We start from the raw sequence: 14,938 nt of genomic DNA on the forward strand, positions 1-14,938 counted from the left end.
AACCACACCAATGTTCAAAGCAATCGCTACGAAGTCCGAACTTGAATCGTTCACAGATCCCATCAGCCAGCTCGTCGAGGAGTGCAAAGTCAACCTCAACGAAGACGGGCTGCACGTCCGAGCCGTCGACCCCGCGAACGTCGGGATGGTCGAATCCAACGCCCACGCCAGCGGCTTCGAGTCCTACGAGGCCGACGGTGGCCTGATCGGCCTCAACGTCGACCGGTTCGAAGACGTCATCGGGATGGCCAACTCCGGCGACCTCGTTCACCTCGAGCTGGACGAGGAGACGCGGAAGCTGGCCATCCAGATCGAGGGGATGGAGTTCACGCTCGCGCTGATCGACCCGGACTCCATCCGGGCCGAGCCGGACATCCCCGACCTCGACCTGACGTCCGAGATCGTCCTCGAAGGGCGGCACATCGACCGCGGCATCAAAGCCGCCGACATGGTCTCGGACCACATCACACTCGCCGTCGACGAAAAAGAGGAGCTGTTCGAGATCGAGGCCGAGGGCGACACCGACGACGTCCACATCGGCCTCGAACGCGACGACCTGATCGACCTGCAGGTGGGACCAGCCCGCTCGCTGTTCTCGTTGGACTACCTGAAGGACATGAGCAAAGCGATCGATGCGGGCGACGAGGTCACCATCGAACTCGGCGAGGAGTTCCCGGTGAAGCTCGCGTTCACGACTGAAGAGGGCAACGTCGACGTCCAGTACATGCTCTCGCCGCGGATCCAGAGCAACTGAGTGATCACGATGACTGAAAAAACCATCTCAGGCTGGATCGTGGTCGACTGGCGGAAGGGCAAGCACCGGACTCGGCAGTCGAAGCCGAAGGCGTCCGAACTCGGCAGTAACGAGCTGCTCGCGAAGCTGGCGATCGACGTCCACGTTCCGGAGGTCGAGGTCCCCGAACTGGCCGTCGAGATCGACGTTCCGGAACCACACGTCCGTGCGGCGACGCTGGAGGCCCTGGACGAGGAGCAGCTACCGGGCTGGACGGACGTCGCGAACGAGTTGATCCCGTCGACGATCCCGGACGAACCCGACGAGTTCCGGAACGAGATCAACCGGATCACCGTGCGAACCATGACCGAGGCATCTACACGGCCCGATCCAGAAGCGGTCCGCGAGTACGTCGACGAGACGATGCGGGCCGTCGCCGCGGGAGAGGAGGTTGATGCGTGATGGCGCTGGCCTGTCAGGCTCCTGAGTGCGATCACGAGTTCGATGATGCGGTCAGCTGGGACGAACACGACGCCCGCGACGCTGGCGAAACGCCGTACTTCACCAGGGTCTACGAGAACCCCGACGGAATCGGGATGATGACGGACTATATCTGCTCGGCTGAGTGCATGCGGGACTACGTCGAGGCTATCGATGGAGGGCAGGACGATGCCTGAGGCAGCGATATCCGAAATCGTCGTCGACGATTACGAACTCTCGATCGAGGTAGAGGGCGAGGAGGCCGGGAAGGTAGCGACCGATCTACGCGATCGCTTCTACCGAGTCGTCCAGGCGCTCGAAGACCCCGACGTCGCGACGCCCGCCGATGCCGAACCGCACCCGGCCACGATCGCCTGGGAACGACTCGCGGAAGAGGAGGACTCGGAAGATGAGTAAGACCGGCGATCGCGTCCGTGAGCTAGCGGAGATCGTCGACTACGTCGAGGACGAACGCGAGGCGACGGTCCGGGACATCGACGTCGAGTTCAAACGCCGGGCGAACAACGTCATCGAGGCCGCGATGCAGACCGGCGAGCGCGTCCCGGTCTTCGACCTTCAGATCGTCCCGGATGACGATCGGGACGACGCCGGCGACGAGGACCTCCCGGACGACGTCGACGACGAGGGCGTCACGATCGACCTCGAGGAGCCCGCCGGGTCCGTAGGGGGTGACGAGGCCGATGGTGAGTGAGTCCGACGAGTTCGCCTGCGCGAACTGCGAGGAGGTCCACGACGACCGCGGCGACGCGATCGCCTGCTGTGGCGATATCCCGATGGTCGTCTCTCGAGGCCCTGCCGGAACGACGGTGAAGGGGCCGGATCCGGCAGCGTTCGCTGACGCGACGGACTCTCATCCCGGAGGTGAGGCCGATGTCGAGTGAGGATTCTACCGAGCTCCACCACGCGAAGCAACTCGTCGCGGTCGCGGACGTGAATGACCAGAACCCGTTCGACGTTCTCGTCGAGGCGATGCACGAGCACCGCGGAAACTACTCCGATGTCCACGAGGCGATGGAGGAGACGTACGACTCCGTCGACGAACTCGCGTTCAACGAGTCGAAGCGCCTGACGGCGGACGGAACGGTGGTGGTCGAGTGATGCTCGAGCAGCGCGACCACCGCGGTCACCCGTTCACGATCGGCGACGATCGCGACGACCGTCGGGACGAGATCGACGAGGCGGCGGAACTCGAGCGCCAGGCCGAGCGGGAGCAACGCATCCTCGAGGAGGCCCGCGCAGTCACGGGCGGAGGTGGCCGATGAACAAAGAGACGGGCGAAGTCAACCGCCCGTCAGAACCGGCAGAGACGTCGGAACAGTCAGAGACCTCAAAGACGTCAAAGAGCGCAGAGAACTGCGCCCGCTGCGGGAAGCCGCTCGGATCGACTGTCCACCCGACGATGGATGGGGCGAGCTGCCACTCGTGCTACAACGACCAGGAGCCGACGTTCCTCGGCGTTGTCAACGACTGGGAGTTCCAGTCGGCGGCGCAGTCCGACGACGTCCTCCCGAGCGTCATCATCACGCTCACGAACGACGACCAGACGGCGATCACCGTCACCGATCGCGAGCAGGCGAAGGACATCGGCCCGGAGATGGTCGGGAAGGAGTGCTGGGATCACGGTGACGAGTGGAAGTTCAACCCGGTGGACGCCGGTGATTCCGATGACGAGTGAGGAGTTGAACCGGCTCGCGTTCGAACGCGATCTGGCACTCCGGCAGGCGAAGCTCTCAAAAGCTGATCTGCAGGTCATCCAGCTGGCACTCAACGAGAACCGACCGCTCGAAGCACTCTATACGGTGAACAACGCGATCGAGCGCCTCGATGAGGAACTCGACGCGATCGAGGAGTTCCCCAACGAGACGCAAGCGGACCCGCGTGAAGGAGCGAGCAAAGAAGGCGAGATTCGAGAGAACGTTCCGACACGAGAGGTTGTCGACGACTGGCTCTGGGAGCAGTACGACTTCGGCCTCAAGAAGATCGAAGAAGAGTACGCTGAGTTCGCGTTCACGGAGTCGCCCGAGGAGGTGGACGATGCCCGGTGAGACGCCGATCTCCTGGTGCGAGTCCAGCTGGAATCCGCACCACGGCTGCTTCAAAGTCAGCGAGGGCTGTCAGAACTGTAACGCCGAGCGGACGAGCTTCCACCGCTACGGTCACACCGACGACGAGTGGACGGTCTCGAACGCCGAGTCGAACATCACGCTCCAGGAGCACCACCTCGAGTGGCCGTCGACGCTCGACGAGCCGCAGCGCATCTTCGTCAACTCGATGAGCGACCTGTTCCTGCCGCCAACGTTCGTCCCGGACGAGCATCTTCACCGGATCTTCGACCAGATCGAGGCGAACCCGGAGCACGTCTTCATCGCGCTGACGAAGCACGGCACCGAGACCGGCGGCCGTCATCCCGACGAGGCGCGGATCCTCCAGTGGGATCGCGAGTACGGCCGCTGGCCGGACAACCTCTGGATGGGCGTCTCGATAGGCACGAACGGGCGGGCCTACCGCGCCGAGTGCCTGCGACGGACGGGCGCGTCGACGAAGTGGATCAGCTTCGAGCCATTAGTTGGGCCAATCGAGGACCCGGCCGGGACGCTCGCGGGCATCGACTGGGCGCTCGCCGGCGGAGAGTCCGGCGGCGAGGAGCGCCGGGAGATGGATCATTCGTGGGCGCGAGACATCCGCGACGCCGCTGAGGAGTTCGGGATCCCGTTCTACTTCAAGCAGTCGAGCGGATCAAAGCAGGGCCACGAACCCGAGTTGGCCGAGGCAGGAGCCGACGCTCAGGAGGCGGCCTGGGAGGGCGAGGGAACGACGCTCTACCGCGAACTGCCCGAGCTGACCGACGAACTTCGAGAACATCGCCCCGATCTCGCCGAGTGGGAGGTGCGCGAAGATGCCGCGTAGCACCTCGCAGTACCTCGAGAAGACGGTCAAGTCGCGGCAGGGCTACTGGTACGAAGTCCACGAAGCCGCTCGCGACGACGAGGACCTCCACCTGGTCCCGGTCGACACTGTTCCCGGCCAGTATGTCTCGGTTGAGGACCTCGACGAGCGGATGGCCGACGGCTGGGAGCTCGTCTACGACGGGACGACCGGCCTTCACGACGACGGCGAGGTGTCGGTATGAACGACGCTGAGACGCAGGTCGGACACTGCCGCCACGACGACATCGACGTCTACGTCGGTCGCGGTGACAACGGCGAGCGACACCTCCTGAACACCGATGTCCACGAGCGCGGCTGGCTCGGCAACCCGTTCCGAACGGACGAGCACGGCCGCGTTCAGTGCATCGACCGGTTCCGGAGCGAGTTTGAGGCTCGCCTAAACGATGACGAGGAGTTCCGCGAAGCGGTCGCCCAGCTGCAGGGGAAGGTCCTCGGCTGCTGGTGCCAGCGCCTCAACGATGACGGGCCTGGCTGCCACGCAGAGGTCATCGCCGAGTGGGCCGATCGCCTCGGTCGCGACCAACCGGACGCGATCTCCGAGCCCGCCCAGCGCGACCTCGAGGGCGAGCCGACCGGACAGACGACGTTCAACGTGGAGGAGGACGATGTTTAGGCGACTCATCGACGCCATCTACGACGGCCTGCTCCAGGTTGGCGAAGACGAGACGGTCGAGATGGGAAGTCACGACGGTCCCGACCACCCGGTCGGTGACGGTATCGAGCTGACCGAGGTCGGATCGGCCCGCGACTTCCAGGAGGACGTCGCTGAGGAGGTACAGGTTTCGATGATCCCTGGCGACGACCCGCGCCTAGCTGAGGTGACGATGACGTTCGTCGACGAGAACGGCGTTCGTCGCGAGTGGACCGCATCACATCACGAATACAACACGGAGAGCTACGAATGAGTCACGTTACAGATAGAGAGCTTGCGGAAAAGGCGAAGCAACGAGCGAACGAGCAAGATACTGGCGAGTTCGATCTGGTCAACCTGCTGTGCCCGATCTGCAACGAGCCGTATTTCGCAGAGGATCCCAACCCGAACGACTTCACCATCGATCCCGACGACGGTGAGTACGGCAACGATCGGGCTGCCTTCCAGATCAGTCCCTCGAACATCCTGGATCTCGATCCGGAGAACCCCTGGGACCGCATCTGTGTGTACCCGAAGGAGGTCGAGTACGACGACGGCCCGCAACTCCAGGTCGACTACGCCCGGCACGACTTCTCGCAGGAGAAGTACCAGAAGTGGAAGGAGGCGCTCGAGTACTTCAAAAAGAACGAACGGCGGAAAGAACAGAACCAGGGCCTCGACTCGTTCACGGGTGATGGGGATGTCTGACGCCGCCCGCGAGATCGAAGCCGAGCCTCGTTCGGCGTCGATCAGCGTCTACCTGGCCGGGCCGGTCGGCCACTCCGAGGACGCCGGGATGGGTTGGCGCGAGGACCTCGAAGCGGAGTACGCCGACGGGTTCGCGTTCAACAACCCGCTCTCGAAGTACAACGTCCCGGCTGACAACCTGTCGGTCGTCGACGGCGTCTCGGATGCCGACAACGACGAGACGGTCGGCGTCGACGAGATCGTGCGCGGAGACAAGCAACTCCTCGAGGGATCCGACGCGGTGCTGGTCGGCTACGAACCAGTCCGCTCGATCGGGACGCCGATGGAGGTCATGTGGGCGTACGAACGAGACTACCCGATCGCGCTCTGGCCGATCCACGGTGCCTGGGAGTCGAACCTCTCGCCCTGGTATCGCTACCACATCGGTCACATCGGGCCGGTCGAGTCCTGCTTAGCGTACTTCTCCGAGGAGGTCGATCCCGATGTCTGAGGCCACACCTCCCCGTCCAGAGATCAAATTCGACGATCGGCACGTCGACGCGATCATGGACGGCGAGAAGACGGTCACGATCCGCTACGAGTTCGAACACGAGTTCGAGCAAGGAGACGTCATCAACCTGCTAAACCAGAACGGCCACAAGTTGACCACGGCGAAGGCAGTCACACAGTTCGAGTTACGAGCCGACTGGGTCTCGTTCGCCGATTTTGAGGGTCATCGCCGCTACACTACGACCGGAGAACTCCTCGACGAGCTGGCCGAGTACTATCCCGGGGAGCCGATAGGGCCTGAGACGGTACTCGATGTGATAGTCTTCGAGACTGACCTGATCATCGCCGATGGCGGTCAAGAACCCCGTCAGGATGATCGAGAGCGTGTCACCTTCGCCGAGTCGTACGACGATATGCCGGAGAAATTAGATGTGTTAGTCGGCGATTCTGGCTTTATCGTACCGGCAAGTAACGCGATCTCGTTCAAAGAGCGCGTCCTCGTGCAGTTCGACGAGAACAAAACCGGGAGGCCAGGTGGCGAGAGGCATTGGATTCCCGACCGATGCCTTGAACGGGAACCTGAACGAGAGGGGGTTGATCTCGATGCTACCTGATGCCCTGGTCGGACTCGGCATCGGCATCGCGGCGATCGTCGTGCTGAAGCTCGCGATCCTCTACCGGTTTCACCGCAGAGGCTTCCGGTGGCCCGACGAGGATCGAGAGGACTACATCCGCCACAGTCCGCGATTCGAGCACGTCGCCGGCGACGTCTACCGCGACGAGTGGTCGGGCGAGCACATCGATCTTGAGGAGGTCGATTGCGATGCGTAACGGCCTCCCCGAAACGTTCGATGAGTTCCTCAAGGCCAGCAACGTCGCGACCTGCGACAACTGCGGCGACACCGTTCAGTGTCGATTCCTCGAGGACAGCGTTTGCGTCGGCTGCCGCCACGCCCCGGCGGCTGCAGGAGGTGTTGATGCAGATGCCTGAAACGATCGATCTGTCGTGCCCGAGCGGCTGCTTCGAACTCGAGGTGAGCGGTAGTCACGAACTTCGAGACGACCGCGAGTTCCTCGAGGACGTCGCGATCGATGACGATGCCGGGGAGTGCCCGGACTGCGGTTCTGACTGCCGAGGTGGGAGCGATGTCTAATCCCGACAACCCGCCGGTCGGCACCTGCATCCGGTGCGACGCCGAGCGAGAGGGGCACTCGTACCTCCTGCTCTACGGCGACTGGGATGCTGACCGGGACGGCTTCTCGAGGCCACCGATCACCCGTCCGCTCTGTCGCAGCTGCTGGAACGAACGATACGACCGGCTCGCCGGCGCCTACTACGAGGTCGACGACGTCCAGCGGCTCTGGGACATCCTTCGAGCCGCGAACGGCGATCTCGTCGCCGACCTCAAGCACATGTTCGTCGGCGGCCGCCCCTTCGTCCGCGTCGTCGACGGCGAGCTCCAGGGCGCGACGACGAAGCCGAAGGACGTCGGCGACAAGACGATCCGATTCGACCCGGAGATGGTCGATGTCGACCGGGACTGGCTGTTCGAGGTGTTCGGCGAAGACGACGAACTCCCCGATCGGGAGTACCCGACGATCGCCATCATCCGGCCAGTGGAGGAGACGCCGTTCGAGGACGTTCGCGAGCGCGGTGGCGACTCTCACAAGATCTCGAGGTGGTCGAAGTGACGAACCTCACCGACTTCGGCGTCGAGGTCGGCGACGCCCCCACTGGCGAGCCGGATCCCCAACCGGAAACCGACCCCGAGCCGAGCGAAGAACCGAGCACCGGCTACCCGAACGGTCGCTGCCCGGCGATCGCGAACGGCACTCGGCGCTGTCAGAATCCCGTCTCGCGGATGAACTCGGCTGGCGACTACTGTGGGACTCACGCCAACCAGGCCGGTCCCGTCTCGATCGACAGCCACCCCGAGCTACTCGTCCGCTGGCTCGGCAACGTCGACGGTCGCTCCGCGAGGTGCCGCGCGATCCAGGGCAATGGCGAGCGGTGTACGAACGACGTTGGTCCGCTCGAGTACTTCTGCGGGATGCACGAGGACGTCGACTGCGAGATGGTCGACGACCTGGACGACGACGAGCTCGACGTCGAACTCATCCGGACGGCGCTGCACACCGTCGCGGGGCTAGAAGACGAACCGCTGACCGTCAGTGAGGACGGCATCTGGTTGCCCGAGATGTACCGGATGCCCTCGAACATCGTGATCCGGACGCCGACCGCGACTCACCAGGCGACCTCAAGCGGCGACGGGTGGCGGAAAGCGGTGTACCCACTCGTGAACGTCGAGGACTGGGATTCCGAGAACCTCGAGCCGGAGGAGGGAACCGACGAACTGCGGAACCCGGAGTGCGTCGAAGATGGGCCGAAGGTCGGCCTCAAGGTGTACGGCGGCGATCAACGCTGGTTCCCGGTCGAGATCGTCAACGGAGGTGACTCGACCGATGCTTGAGAGCAGTCAGTTCCTTGGGACGCATCGGTACAAAGAGCCGGAAGACATCCAGGCCCGCATTGGCTACTCCGACCCGCCGACGCACGTCTCACTCTTTAGCGGCATCGGCGGGTTCGATCTCGGGTTCTCCCGGGCAGGGTTCAAGAACCTCGTCGCGGTCGAGGCGAATCAGGACGCAGCCGACACCTATCGGGCGAACCTGATCAACGACTGCGAGAACTACGGCCAGGACGAGCCACCAGTCCTGATGGAGCGCGACATCACGAAGGTCGCGACGTGGGAGATCCTCGAAGCCGCCGGCATCGGCGTCGGCCAACTCACCGCGGTCTCCGGCGGGCCACCCTGTCAGGGGTTCAGCCATATCGGGAAGCGCGAGGAGGACGATCCGCGCAACGAGCTCTACCTGGAGATGGTCCGGATCGTCCATCAAGCCAAACCCGTGTTCTTCGTGATGGAGAACGTCCCGGGGCTCGCGACGATGCACGACGGCGAGGCGATCATGGAGGTCTGCGAGAACTTCGAGGCAGGTGGCTACGAGGTGACCTGGGACAAACACGATGCCGCCGACTACGGCGTCCCGCAGCACCGAGAGCGCGTGCTCGTCATCGGCAAGCGCGTCGACGTGATGGGGATGCCCGAGGAGGGCAACCCGCAGTTCCACATCGGCGCGAAGCCCGGCGGGATCAAGCACCCGGAGTTCTTCCGAGAGCGTCACGATCTGAAGGAGCCGGACCAGGCGACGTTCGATGCGTTCACGAACGACGACCCCGAGACGCTGGACGCCCTGATCGAGCAGGTCATCCAGGACGGGATCCATCCAGAAGGAGGGCAGGGCGATGACTGAAGAGATCGACGTCCACGTCACGGCGACGGCGAAGTCGAAGGCGTTCCGGATGTACACTGAGCGTGAGCTCGTCGACATCGCCCGGTCGGCGTACCGCGGCGATCTCCGAACGTTCCAGAAGGGCAACCAGAGCGAGTTCCATGCCCTCTCCGAGGACTACGCGGTGGTCATCAAACCCGAGAACGGCGGTCTGGTCGTCATCACACAGATGCACCAGCACGAGGACTACAACCGCGCTGAGGTGTACCGGTACGTCGACTCGATCCGGTCGGCATCCACGGACGATCGAGGTGATCGGCGTGTCGAAAGCTGAGATCGAGCGGTTGCTGTACTGCGACCACTGTGTCGGCGACACGCTCCACCACCTGGACGATGACGACATGTGGACCTGCTCGAGCTGTGGGCGGTGGTCGACATGATCTCCGAATGGACCGGCGACATCCACGAGGGTGACGCCGAGGAGGTTCTTGCAGAACTCCCCGAGTCCTCGGTCCACTGCGTCGTCACATCTCCCCCGTACTTCGGGCATCGCGATTACGGAGTCGACGGCCAGATCGGCCTCGAGGACAGCCTCGACGAGTTCATCGAATCACTCGTCGACGTCGCGAGCGAGATCCGGCGAGTCCTGCGGGACGATGGGTCTTGGTGGCTCAACCTCGGAGATTCCTTCGCTGGATCCGGCGGCGCAGGTGGTCAGTGGGGCCAGAACGAACACGGCTCGGCGACTCGTCTCGCGGACGCTGGTGATGCGTACAACGGCCCGCTGAACACGAGCAACATCCGACGAAAGTCGAAGATGCTCGTCCCTCACCGGGTGGCGATTGCTCTCGAAAACGCCGGCTGGATCATCCGCGCCGACGCCGTCTGGACGAAGCCCAACGGGATGCCGAGTTCCGCACACGACCGTCTGAACGAAAAGAAGGAGTTCGTGTTCCACCTGGTTCCCGAGCCGCACTACTGGTTCAACCTCGACGCCATCCGCGAACCCCACTCTGAGGCGTCGCTGGAGCGGGCTGGTCGGCACGACCAGGCGAAACGAGGCTACCCGAGTAACGACCACTCGCTCGAGCCATCGCGGTTCTGCCACCCGAACGGCAAGAACCCGGGCGACATCTTCGAGATCAACGCCGCGCAGTTCTCGGACGCTCACTTCGCAGTTTTCCCCGAGGAGCTGTGTAAGGACCCCATCAAGTCATCGTGTCCTGAGAAGGTTTGCGCTGAGTGTGGAACGCCGCACGAGCAACTGACCGAGGAGATCGACCCGTGGAACGTCGAGAGCCCCGATCGCGAGCAGCTTCGCCGGGCGATCGAGGTGTACAAAGCGTCCGATCTCACGGAAGATCACCTCGAGGCAGTTCGTGCGTACGGGTTCGCCGACGCTGCGGCGGGGAAGAACCAGAACCGCTCTGGCCTGAATGACGAGCGCGTTCAGCAGCTCGCCAGCGAGGCGAAGGACGTCCTCGAGGGGTACTTCCGCGAGTTCACGACGACGTACGAGCGCCACATCGGGTGGGAAGCCGCCTGCGATTGTGAGACCGACGAGACGAACCCGGGAATCGTCCTGGACCCGTTCGCGGGCGCCGGCACAACCTGCCTTGTAGCAAAACGATTCGGCCGACGGTTCATCGGCGTAGACCTAAATCCGGAGTTCGTTGCGATGGCCCAGCAGCGGATCGGCCTCGACGTCGACGACCCTGATCTCCTCCTCGACGAGGACGAAACGAGCCTGAGAGAGTTCATCGAGGTCGGTGATACCCCGTGACGACCGAAAACCCGTACTTCGAGGAGGTCGCAGGCGGGATCACCGTCGGAGCGAACCGCGCCTCCTGGGACGACCGGGCGATCGAAGTCCTCGAGCAGCGAGAGGAGCTCGTCCAGGAGTACGCTTGGGCGATCCCGAACGAGGAGGCGATCGAGACGGTCGCCGAGCACGCGCCGATCGTCGAGGTCGGCGCTGGCGCGGGCTACTGGGCGTGGTGCGTCGAGCAGCTCGACGTCCGGATCGCTGCGACCGACCCCGAACCACCCCGGCCGAACACCTACACGGAGATCATCACCAAGACGGCGACCGAGGCGATCGAGTGCGCCCGCGAGATCTTCGTCGACGGGTACACGCTGTTCCTCTGCTGGCCTCCCTACGGCAACGAGATGGCGGCCGACGCCGTCGAGGCCTTCGAGGGCGACACGCTGATCTACGTTGGCGAGGGCCGCGGCGGCTGTACGGGCGACGACCGGTTCCATCGACTCCTTCACCAAGAGTGGGAGCTCGTCGAGACGGTCGCGATCCCGACGTACCTCGGCATCCACGACCGGCTGGAGGTTTGGTCACGATGACCGTCTTCGAGGACGAACTCAACGATATGACGTCGACGGCGCGGGAGCTGATCCCCGACGTCTTCGGCGTTCCGCAGGAGGCGATGATCGAGGAGTTCCCCTACGGGACGTCGTTCCCGTACCGGACGGACATCGCCGGCGTTGACCTCGAGATGGACGTCGTCGAGCAGCGCCGAAGCGACTTCTACGGCCTGACACCGGTCAATACCGAGTGGCGGTTCCTGAAGTCCTACCTCCGCGCCCGCCGACTGTCGCCACTCTCGAAGAGCGCGTGGCTCGACGAGTCGAACTACCGGACGCCGGTCGAGATCTGGGACTGGCTCACGCAGAGTGGGTTCATCCAGTTCGACACGTTCGCTCAGCCGGGCGAGGTCCAGGACATCCCGCTCCACGGCGACCAGTGGGCGTTCGAACTGAAGCCGCGGGACTGGGAGAAGGCCCTCGAGCAGGCTGAGCGAGCGGTCTACGGCGTCGGGATGGACTATCACAAGCAGCGGATGGAGAACGCTCGCGACGATCTCCCGTATTCCCCCTACCAGCACGGCGGTTACGCCGACTTCTGCGTCGTGATCATGGACGCCGACCACGTCGACGAACCGCTCGATCACCTAGACGAGTTCGAAGAGAAGGGCGTCGGTCTCGCGAGCCTCGATCGAGACGAGCTCGAGGTCCACCTGGAGCCCGATCGCCAGGAACCCCGGCGCTGGTCGCGGAATCGCATCGACCTGAACGAACGCACACTCCCAACAGACGATGACTGACTTCACACTGGACACGGACGGAACCGACCTGGTATCGAATCCACTCGAAGACATGATGCGGCGGCATCACGAGGACGTGGAGCGAGCGTATCACCTGGGTCTACTCCACGGTATAAACGCTCAGTCGATGGCCGAGGCGAAGCGCGACGTCATGTCGTTCGAAGACTACCCCTGGTCTCCAGAACCGGAGCGTGATCGCGATGCCTGAGTGGGAGTTCTGCGCGAAGATCCACGAGGACTGCGGCGGCGTGGTCCGGTGGGTCGAGGCAGTCGACACGCCCGGCGTCGGATACCAGGGTGAGTGCCTCGGCTGCGGCGAGACGGAGATCGTCGTCGAGGCGATCATCCCGATCGAGGACCTCGGCCCGAGCGACGTCCTCGAACTCAACCCAGCGGACCTCGACGACCTCCGCTGGGACTACGATGCGGACTTCGACGAGAACCAGGAGCGGCTGCTTCAGGAGGTTCCGACCGATGGCTGACCAAGAGATGCTCTCGGCGTTCGGCGCTGGCGACCTCGACAACGTCGACTTATCGCTTCCGGAGGATGGAATCGACCTCGAGGCCAAGCAGGAGGTCGAGGCATACGCCGAGCGCGTCACGACCGGCGGCTGGGAGCTCGTCAACATCTCCTCTGACCGCGTGTCATGGTGGAATCCGGACGGCCACGAGACCTACTGGATCGAGCGGAAGAAGTCCGGCTGGCACGGCGTCCGCAGTAAACGAGACGTCCGACCTCACTACACAGAAGACCTCCAGGAGGCACTCGACGGAGCCGCCGAGTGGATGGCGGACCATCCGCTGCGGGACGTCGTCGACGAGGCCGATGACTGACCCCAGCGTGTTCGTCCGTCGCGACTGGAAGCAGCACGTCGAGTCGCACCGTCGTGTCATCTACGAGCGGGCGGTCGTCGACGGCGACGAGATCGGGCCGGGCGACGTCCTGGCGACCAGCCGCGAGTACGTTGACCCGGCGATCGCGGGCTCGGTTCACGTCTTCGAGGTGGACTGCGTCGTCTACTCCGCCGACCGCTACAAGATCCGGCCCTCGTCGGGCGGCTACCAACTCCTCGAGGACCTCGTCGAGATGCCCGAGTGGGTCCCCGCCGATCTCCTCGTGGGTCGTCGTCTCCCGGCGGACGTCATCCAGTACGTCGACGGCGAAGTCGTCGTGCGGTAGACTGCGGTTTCTCGCCTCACCTTATCAAACATCTAACCCGGTATGCACCCTCTAATGTTTGATAAGGTCATGACTCTCCCCGCCGATCCGGCCCGCCTTCTCTGCCGCTACAGATTCGAGTTCTGACAATACTCTTATCAGTGAATAACCGGTAATCACGCACTAACGCGCTCCCACGCAAGGAGGATAGTTACCCCAGAGCTGCAAACCCACCCCGAGAATCCGTATACTGCTAAAAGTCACTACGGAGGGGTACGCGGAGCAACCTTCTCAGCTACGCATATGTCAACCAATCCCAAGTCAAACGAACGAACCACTCTCCTGGAATGCAAACATCCGGACTGCGACGAATACGGTCACGTCTGGGAGTTTCAGGAGGAGTACTGCTCGAACAGATGTAACGTCCGGCACGAGGGCCGGAAGGAGCTCGCGAAGCTGATGTACGACCACTGTCTGTGCTTCAGCTGCTTCCGCGAACTCAAGACGATCGAACCACCAAAGCCCGAATTCGCCTTCGACGAGGACGGCTACGGTTGGACGCGCGACGAGGAGACGGGCGAGCCGACCCTCGAGTACTACTCGCAGGAGGTCACTCGCCAGGTCGCCGTCGGCTTCCAGCACCTGACGCCGTTCGCGTCGAAGGGCGAGAAGCAACGAGGCGACCACGTCGGGTGGGGAACGATCTGTGGTCACTGCGGTAACACCGACCACAAGTTCCACTACCCAGACCCGAGCAACCGCGACGTCATCGGCCGTCTGGTAAGCATTCTGCTGGCCGAAGACGACGTCGTGATCGACATCGAGACGCTGCACCGAGAGTACGAACAAACCACCGACATCCAGCTGGCGGTCGGCAGATCACTCTGACGCGATCGCCGTTCCAGTCGACGCCTCATGTCTACCGATTCCCACCCCGAGAGCGACATCCCCAGAGATCCATCTGCCTACCGCGCGACCCTGCACTTCAAAAGCCGGTTCGAGGACGCCTTCGACGACTACAACCGGCACCTGGACGGCGAGATCGTCCGGCGCTGTATCACCGAGGGCGAGCTGACTCAGCAGGACTACCACACCTCGCTTTTCGAGTCAGTCATCGGCGGCGTCACGTATCGAATCGTCGTCAACCCGCGCAACGGCACCTGTGTCAGCGGGTTTCCGGTCGCGATTGACTGGCAAACCGCTCTTGACTCTGGGCGTTGGACTAGGATCCAACTAAAAGAAATTGAGGAGTTCCTCGACGCCAAGCCCAACCCCCGCCAGCGCTACTGATCGCCCTCCATAGTCCCGATGACGCCCCCGCGATATTCGCGGGAAACGGTCGAGGGACCTTGATTCGCG

At 63.5% G+C, this 14,938-nt stretch carries 33 protein-coding genes; all 33 read left to right on the forward strand.

Annotation, left to right across the window (positions count from 1 at the left end; translation table 11 throughout):
- Positions 1-10: 10 nt before the first annotated feature.
- The 33 genes from NMAG_RS20195 (at position 11) to NMAG_RS22570 (ending at position 14,869) form a co-directional block, all read left to right on the forward strand.
- Complete coding sequence (locus NMAG_RS20195; protein WP_004217564.1) at positions 11-754, forward strand: DNA polymerase sliding clamp; 744 nt, start codon at positions 11-13, stop codon at positions 752-754.
- A 9-nt stretch (positions 755-763) separates the two neighbouring features.
- Positions 764-1,195, forward strand: coding sequence for a hypothetical protein (locus NMAG_RS20200; protein ID WP_012996994.1), 432 nt, complete (start codon positions 764-766; stop codon positions 1,193-1,195).
- Positions 1,195-1,410 (forward strand): hypothetical protein, encoded by a 216-nt coding sequence (locus NMAG_RS20205; RefSeq protein ID WP_004217566.1) that lies wholly within the window; start codon positions 1,195-1,197, stop codon positions 1,408-1,410. The genes NMAG_RS20200 and NMAG_RS20205 overlap by 1 nt, the downstream gene beginning before the upstream one ends.
- Positions 1,403-1,630 carry a hypothetical protein gene (locus NMAG_RS20210; protein ID WP_004217567.1) on the forward strand — a complete coding sequence of 76 codons (228 nt, stop codon included), beginning with the start codon at positions 1,403-1,405 and terminating at the stop codon, positions 1,628-1,630. Before NMAG_RS20205 ends, NMAG_RS20210 begins: the two co-directional genes overlap by 8 nt.
- Entirely contained in the window at positions 1,623-1,925 is a 303-nt protein-coding gene (locus NMAG_RS20215; protein ID WP_004268176.1) for a hypothetical protein, read from the forward strand. The genes NMAG_RS20210 and NMAG_RS20215 overlap by 8 nt, the downstream gene beginning before the upstream one ends.
- A complete protein-coding gene (locus NMAG_RS20220; RefSeq protein WP_004268177.1) occupies positions 1,915-2,115 on the forward strand; it encodes a hypothetical protein in 201 nt (66 codons plus the stop codon). The genes NMAG_RS20215 and NMAG_RS20220 overlap by 11 nt, the downstream gene beginning before the upstream one ends.
- Entirely contained in the window at positions 2,105-2,332 is a 228-nt protein-coding gene (locus NMAG_RS20225; RefSeq protein ID WP_004268178.1) for a hypothetical protein, read from the forward strand. Before NMAG_RS20220 ends, NMAG_RS20225 begins: the two co-directional genes overlap by 11 nt.
- Positions 2,332-2,496, forward strand: coding sequence for a hypothetical protein (locus NMAG_RS22290; RefSeq protein ID WP_004268179.1), 165 nt, complete (start codon positions 2,332-2,334; stop codon positions 2,494-2,496). The genes NMAG_RS20225 and NMAG_RS22290 overlap by 1 nt, the downstream gene beginning before the upstream one ends.
- Positions 2,493-2,909 carry a hypothetical protein gene (locus tag NMAG_RS20230; RefSeq protein ID WP_004268180.1) on the forward strand — a complete coding sequence of 139 codons (417 nt, stop codon included), beginning with the start codon at positions 2,493-2,495 and terminating at the stop codon, positions 2,907-2,909. Before NMAG_RS22290 ends, NMAG_RS20230 begins: the two co-directional genes overlap by 4 nt.
- Positions 2,899-3,279, forward strand: a complete 381-nt coding sequence (locus tag NMAG_RS20235; RefSeq protein ID WP_004268181.1) for a hypothetical protein — start codon at positions 2,899-2,901, stop codon at positions 3,277-3,279. The genes NMAG_RS20230 and NMAG_RS20235 overlap by 11 nt, the downstream gene beginning before the upstream one ends.
- Entirely contained in the window at positions 3,269-4,141 is an 873-nt protein-coding gene (locus NMAG_RS20240) for a DUF5131 family protein (protein ID WP_004268183.1), read from the forward strand. The genes NMAG_RS20235 and NMAG_RS20240 overlap by 11 nt, the downstream gene beginning before the upstream one ends.
- The gene (locus tag NMAG_RS20245; protein WP_004268184.1) at positions 4,131-4,364 is read left to right on the forward strand and encodes a hypothetical protein; all 234 of its coding nucleotides are present in this window, start codon (positions 4,131-4,133) and stop codon (positions 4,362-4,364) included. Before NMAG_RS20240 ends, NMAG_RS20245 begins: the two co-directional genes overlap by 11 nt.
- Positions 4,361-4,795, forward strand: a complete 435-nt coding sequence (locus tag NMAG_RS20250) for a DUF4326 domain-containing protein (RefSeq protein ID WP_004268185.1) — start codon at positions 4,361-4,363, stop codon at positions 4,793-4,795. The genes NMAG_RS20245 and NMAG_RS20250 overlap by 4 nt, the downstream gene beginning before the upstream one ends.
- Positions 4,788-5,087, forward strand: coding sequence for a hypothetical protein (locus NMAG_RS20255; protein WP_004268186.1), 300 nt, complete (start codon positions 4,788-4,790; stop codon positions 5,085-5,087). Before NMAG_RS20250 ends, NMAG_RS20255 begins: the two co-directional genes overlap by 8 nt.
- Positions 5,084-5,521 carry a hypothetical protein gene (locus tag NMAG_RS20260; RefSeq protein ID WP_004268187.1) on the forward strand — a complete coding sequence of 146 codons (438 nt, stop codon included), beginning with the start codon at positions 5,084-5,086 and terminating at the stop codon, positions 5,519-5,521. The genes NMAG_RS20255 and NMAG_RS20260 overlap by 4 nt, the downstream gene beginning before the upstream one ends.
- Positions 5,514-6,011: a hypothetical protein gene (locus tag NMAG_RS20265; protein WP_004268188.1), complete on the forward strand. Its 498-nt coding sequence runs from the start codon at positions 5,514-5,516 to the stop codon at positions 6,009-6,011. The genes NMAG_RS20260 and NMAG_RS20265 overlap by 8 nt, the downstream gene beginning before the upstream one ends.
- Positions 6,004-6,624 carry an ASCH domain-containing protein gene (locus tag NMAG_RS20270; RefSeq protein ID WP_004268189.1) on the forward strand — a complete coding sequence of 207 codons (621 nt, stop codon included), beginning with the start codon at positions 6,004-6,006 and terminating at the stop codon, positions 6,622-6,624. The genes NMAG_RS20265 and NMAG_RS20270 overlap by 8 nt, the downstream gene beginning before the upstream one ends.
- Positions 6,614-6,841 (forward strand): hypothetical protein, encoded by a 228-nt coding sequence (locus tag NMAG_RS20275; RefSeq protein WP_004268190.1) that lies wholly within the window; start codon positions 6,614-6,616, stop codon positions 6,839-6,841. The genes NMAG_RS20270 and NMAG_RS20275 overlap by 11 nt, the downstream gene beginning before the upstream one ends.
- The gene (locus NMAG_RS22295; protein ID WP_004268191.1) at positions 6,834-7,001 is read left to right on the forward strand and encodes a hypothetical protein; all 168 of its coding nucleotides are present in this window, start codon (positions 6,834-6,836) and stop codon (positions 6,999-7,001) included. The genes NMAG_RS20275 and NMAG_RS22295 overlap by 8 nt, the downstream gene beginning before the upstream one ends.
- The gene (locus NMAG_RS22300; RefSeq protein WP_012996997.1) at positions 6,988-7,164 is read left to right on the forward strand and encodes a hypothetical protein; all 177 of its coding nucleotides are present in this window, start codon (positions 6,988-6,990) and stop codon (positions 7,162-7,164) included. The genes NMAG_RS22295 and NMAG_RS22300 overlap by 14 nt, the downstream gene beginning before the upstream one ends.
- Positions 7,157-7,702 (forward strand): hypothetical protein, encoded by a 546-nt coding sequence (locus NMAG_RS20285; RefSeq protein WP_004268203.1) that lies wholly within the window; start codon positions 7,157-7,159, stop codon positions 7,700-7,702. The genes NMAG_RS22300 and NMAG_RS20285 overlap by 8 nt, the downstream gene beginning before the upstream one ends.
- Positions 7,699-8,481: a hypothetical protein gene (locus tag NMAG_RS20290; protein ID WP_012996998.1), complete on the forward strand. Its 783-nt coding sequence runs from the start codon at positions 7,699-7,701 to the stop codon at positions 8,479-8,481. The genes NMAG_RS20285 and NMAG_RS20290 overlap by 4 nt, the downstream gene beginning before the upstream one ends.
- A complete protein-coding gene (locus tag NMAG_RS20295; protein WP_004268205.1) occupies positions 8,474-9,325 on the forward strand; it encodes a DNA cytosine methyltransferase in 852 nt (283 codons plus the stop codon). Before NMAG_RS20290 ends, NMAG_RS20295 begins: the two co-directional genes overlap by 8 nt.
- The gene (locus NMAG_RS20300; RefSeq protein WP_004268206.1) at positions 9,318-9,638 is read left to right on the forward strand and encodes a hypothetical protein; all 321 of its coding nucleotides are present in this window, start codon (positions 9,318-9,320) and stop codon (positions 9,636-9,638) included. Before NMAG_RS20295 ends, NMAG_RS20300 begins: the two co-directional genes overlap by 8 nt.
- Before the next feature lie 102 nt (positions 9,639-9,740).
- Positions 9,741-11,087 (forward strand): DNA-methyltransferase, encoded by a 1,347-nt coding sequence (locus NMAG_RS20305; RefSeq protein ID WP_015968053.1) that lies wholly within the window; start codon positions 9,741-9,743, stop codon positions 11,085-11,087.
- Positions 11,084-11,659, forward strand: coding sequence for a hypothetical protein (locus tag NMAG_RS20310; protein ID WP_004268211.1), 576 nt, complete (start codon positions 11,084-11,086; stop codon positions 11,657-11,659). The genes NMAG_RS20305 and NMAG_RS20310 overlap by 4 nt, the downstream gene beginning before the upstream one ends.
- A complete protein-coding gene (locus NMAG_RS20315; RefSeq protein WP_004268213.1) occupies positions 11,656-12,420 on the forward strand; it encodes a hypothetical protein in 765 nt (254 codons plus the stop codon). The genes NMAG_RS20310 and NMAG_RS20315 overlap by 4 nt, the downstream gene beginning before the upstream one ends.
- Positions 12,413-12,628, forward strand: a complete 216-nt coding sequence (locus tag NMAG_RS20320; RefSeq protein WP_004268216.1) for a hypothetical protein — start codon at positions 12,413-12,415, stop codon at positions 12,626-12,628. The genes NMAG_RS20315 and NMAG_RS20320 overlap by 8 nt, the downstream gene beginning before the upstream one ends.
- A complete protein-coding gene (locus tag NMAG_RS20325; RefSeq protein WP_004268217.1) occupies positions 12,621-12,902 on the forward strand; it encodes a hypothetical protein in 282 nt (93 codons plus the stop codon). The genes NMAG_RS20320 and NMAG_RS20325 overlap by 8 nt, the downstream gene beginning before the upstream one ends.
- Positions 12,895-13,254 carry a hypothetical protein gene (locus tag NMAG_RS20330; protein ID WP_012996999.1) on the forward strand — a complete coding sequence of 120 codons (360 nt, stop codon included), beginning with the start codon at positions 12,895-12,897 and terminating at the stop codon, positions 13,252-13,254. Before NMAG_RS20325 ends, NMAG_RS20330 begins: the two co-directional genes overlap by 8 nt.
- Positions 13,247-13,600 (forward strand): hypothetical protein, encoded by a 354-nt coding sequence (locus NMAG_RS20335; RefSeq protein WP_004268223.1) that lies wholly within the window; start codon positions 13,247-13,249, stop codon positions 13,598-13,600. Before NMAG_RS20330 ends, NMAG_RS20335 begins: the two co-directional genes overlap by 8 nt.
- 282 nt (positions 13,601-13,882) lie before the next feature.
- Positions 13,883-14,467, forward strand: coding sequence for a hypothetical protein (locus NMAG_RS20340; protein ID WP_004268224.1), 585 nt, complete (start codon positions 13,883-13,885; stop codon positions 14,465-14,467).
- Positions 14,468-14,494: 27 nt separating this feature from the next.
- A complete protein-coding gene (locus tag NMAG_RS22570) occupies positions 14,495-14,869 on the forward strand; it encodes a hypothetical protein (protein WP_004268225.1) in 375 nt (124 codons plus the stop codon).
- Positions 14,870-14,938: the final 69 nt, after the last annotated feature.

The organism is Natrialba magadii ATCC 43099 (assembly GCF_000025625.1).
Taxonomy (GTDB): Archaea; Halobacteriota; Halobacteria; order Halobacteriales; family Natrialbaceae; genus Natrialba; species Natrialba magadii.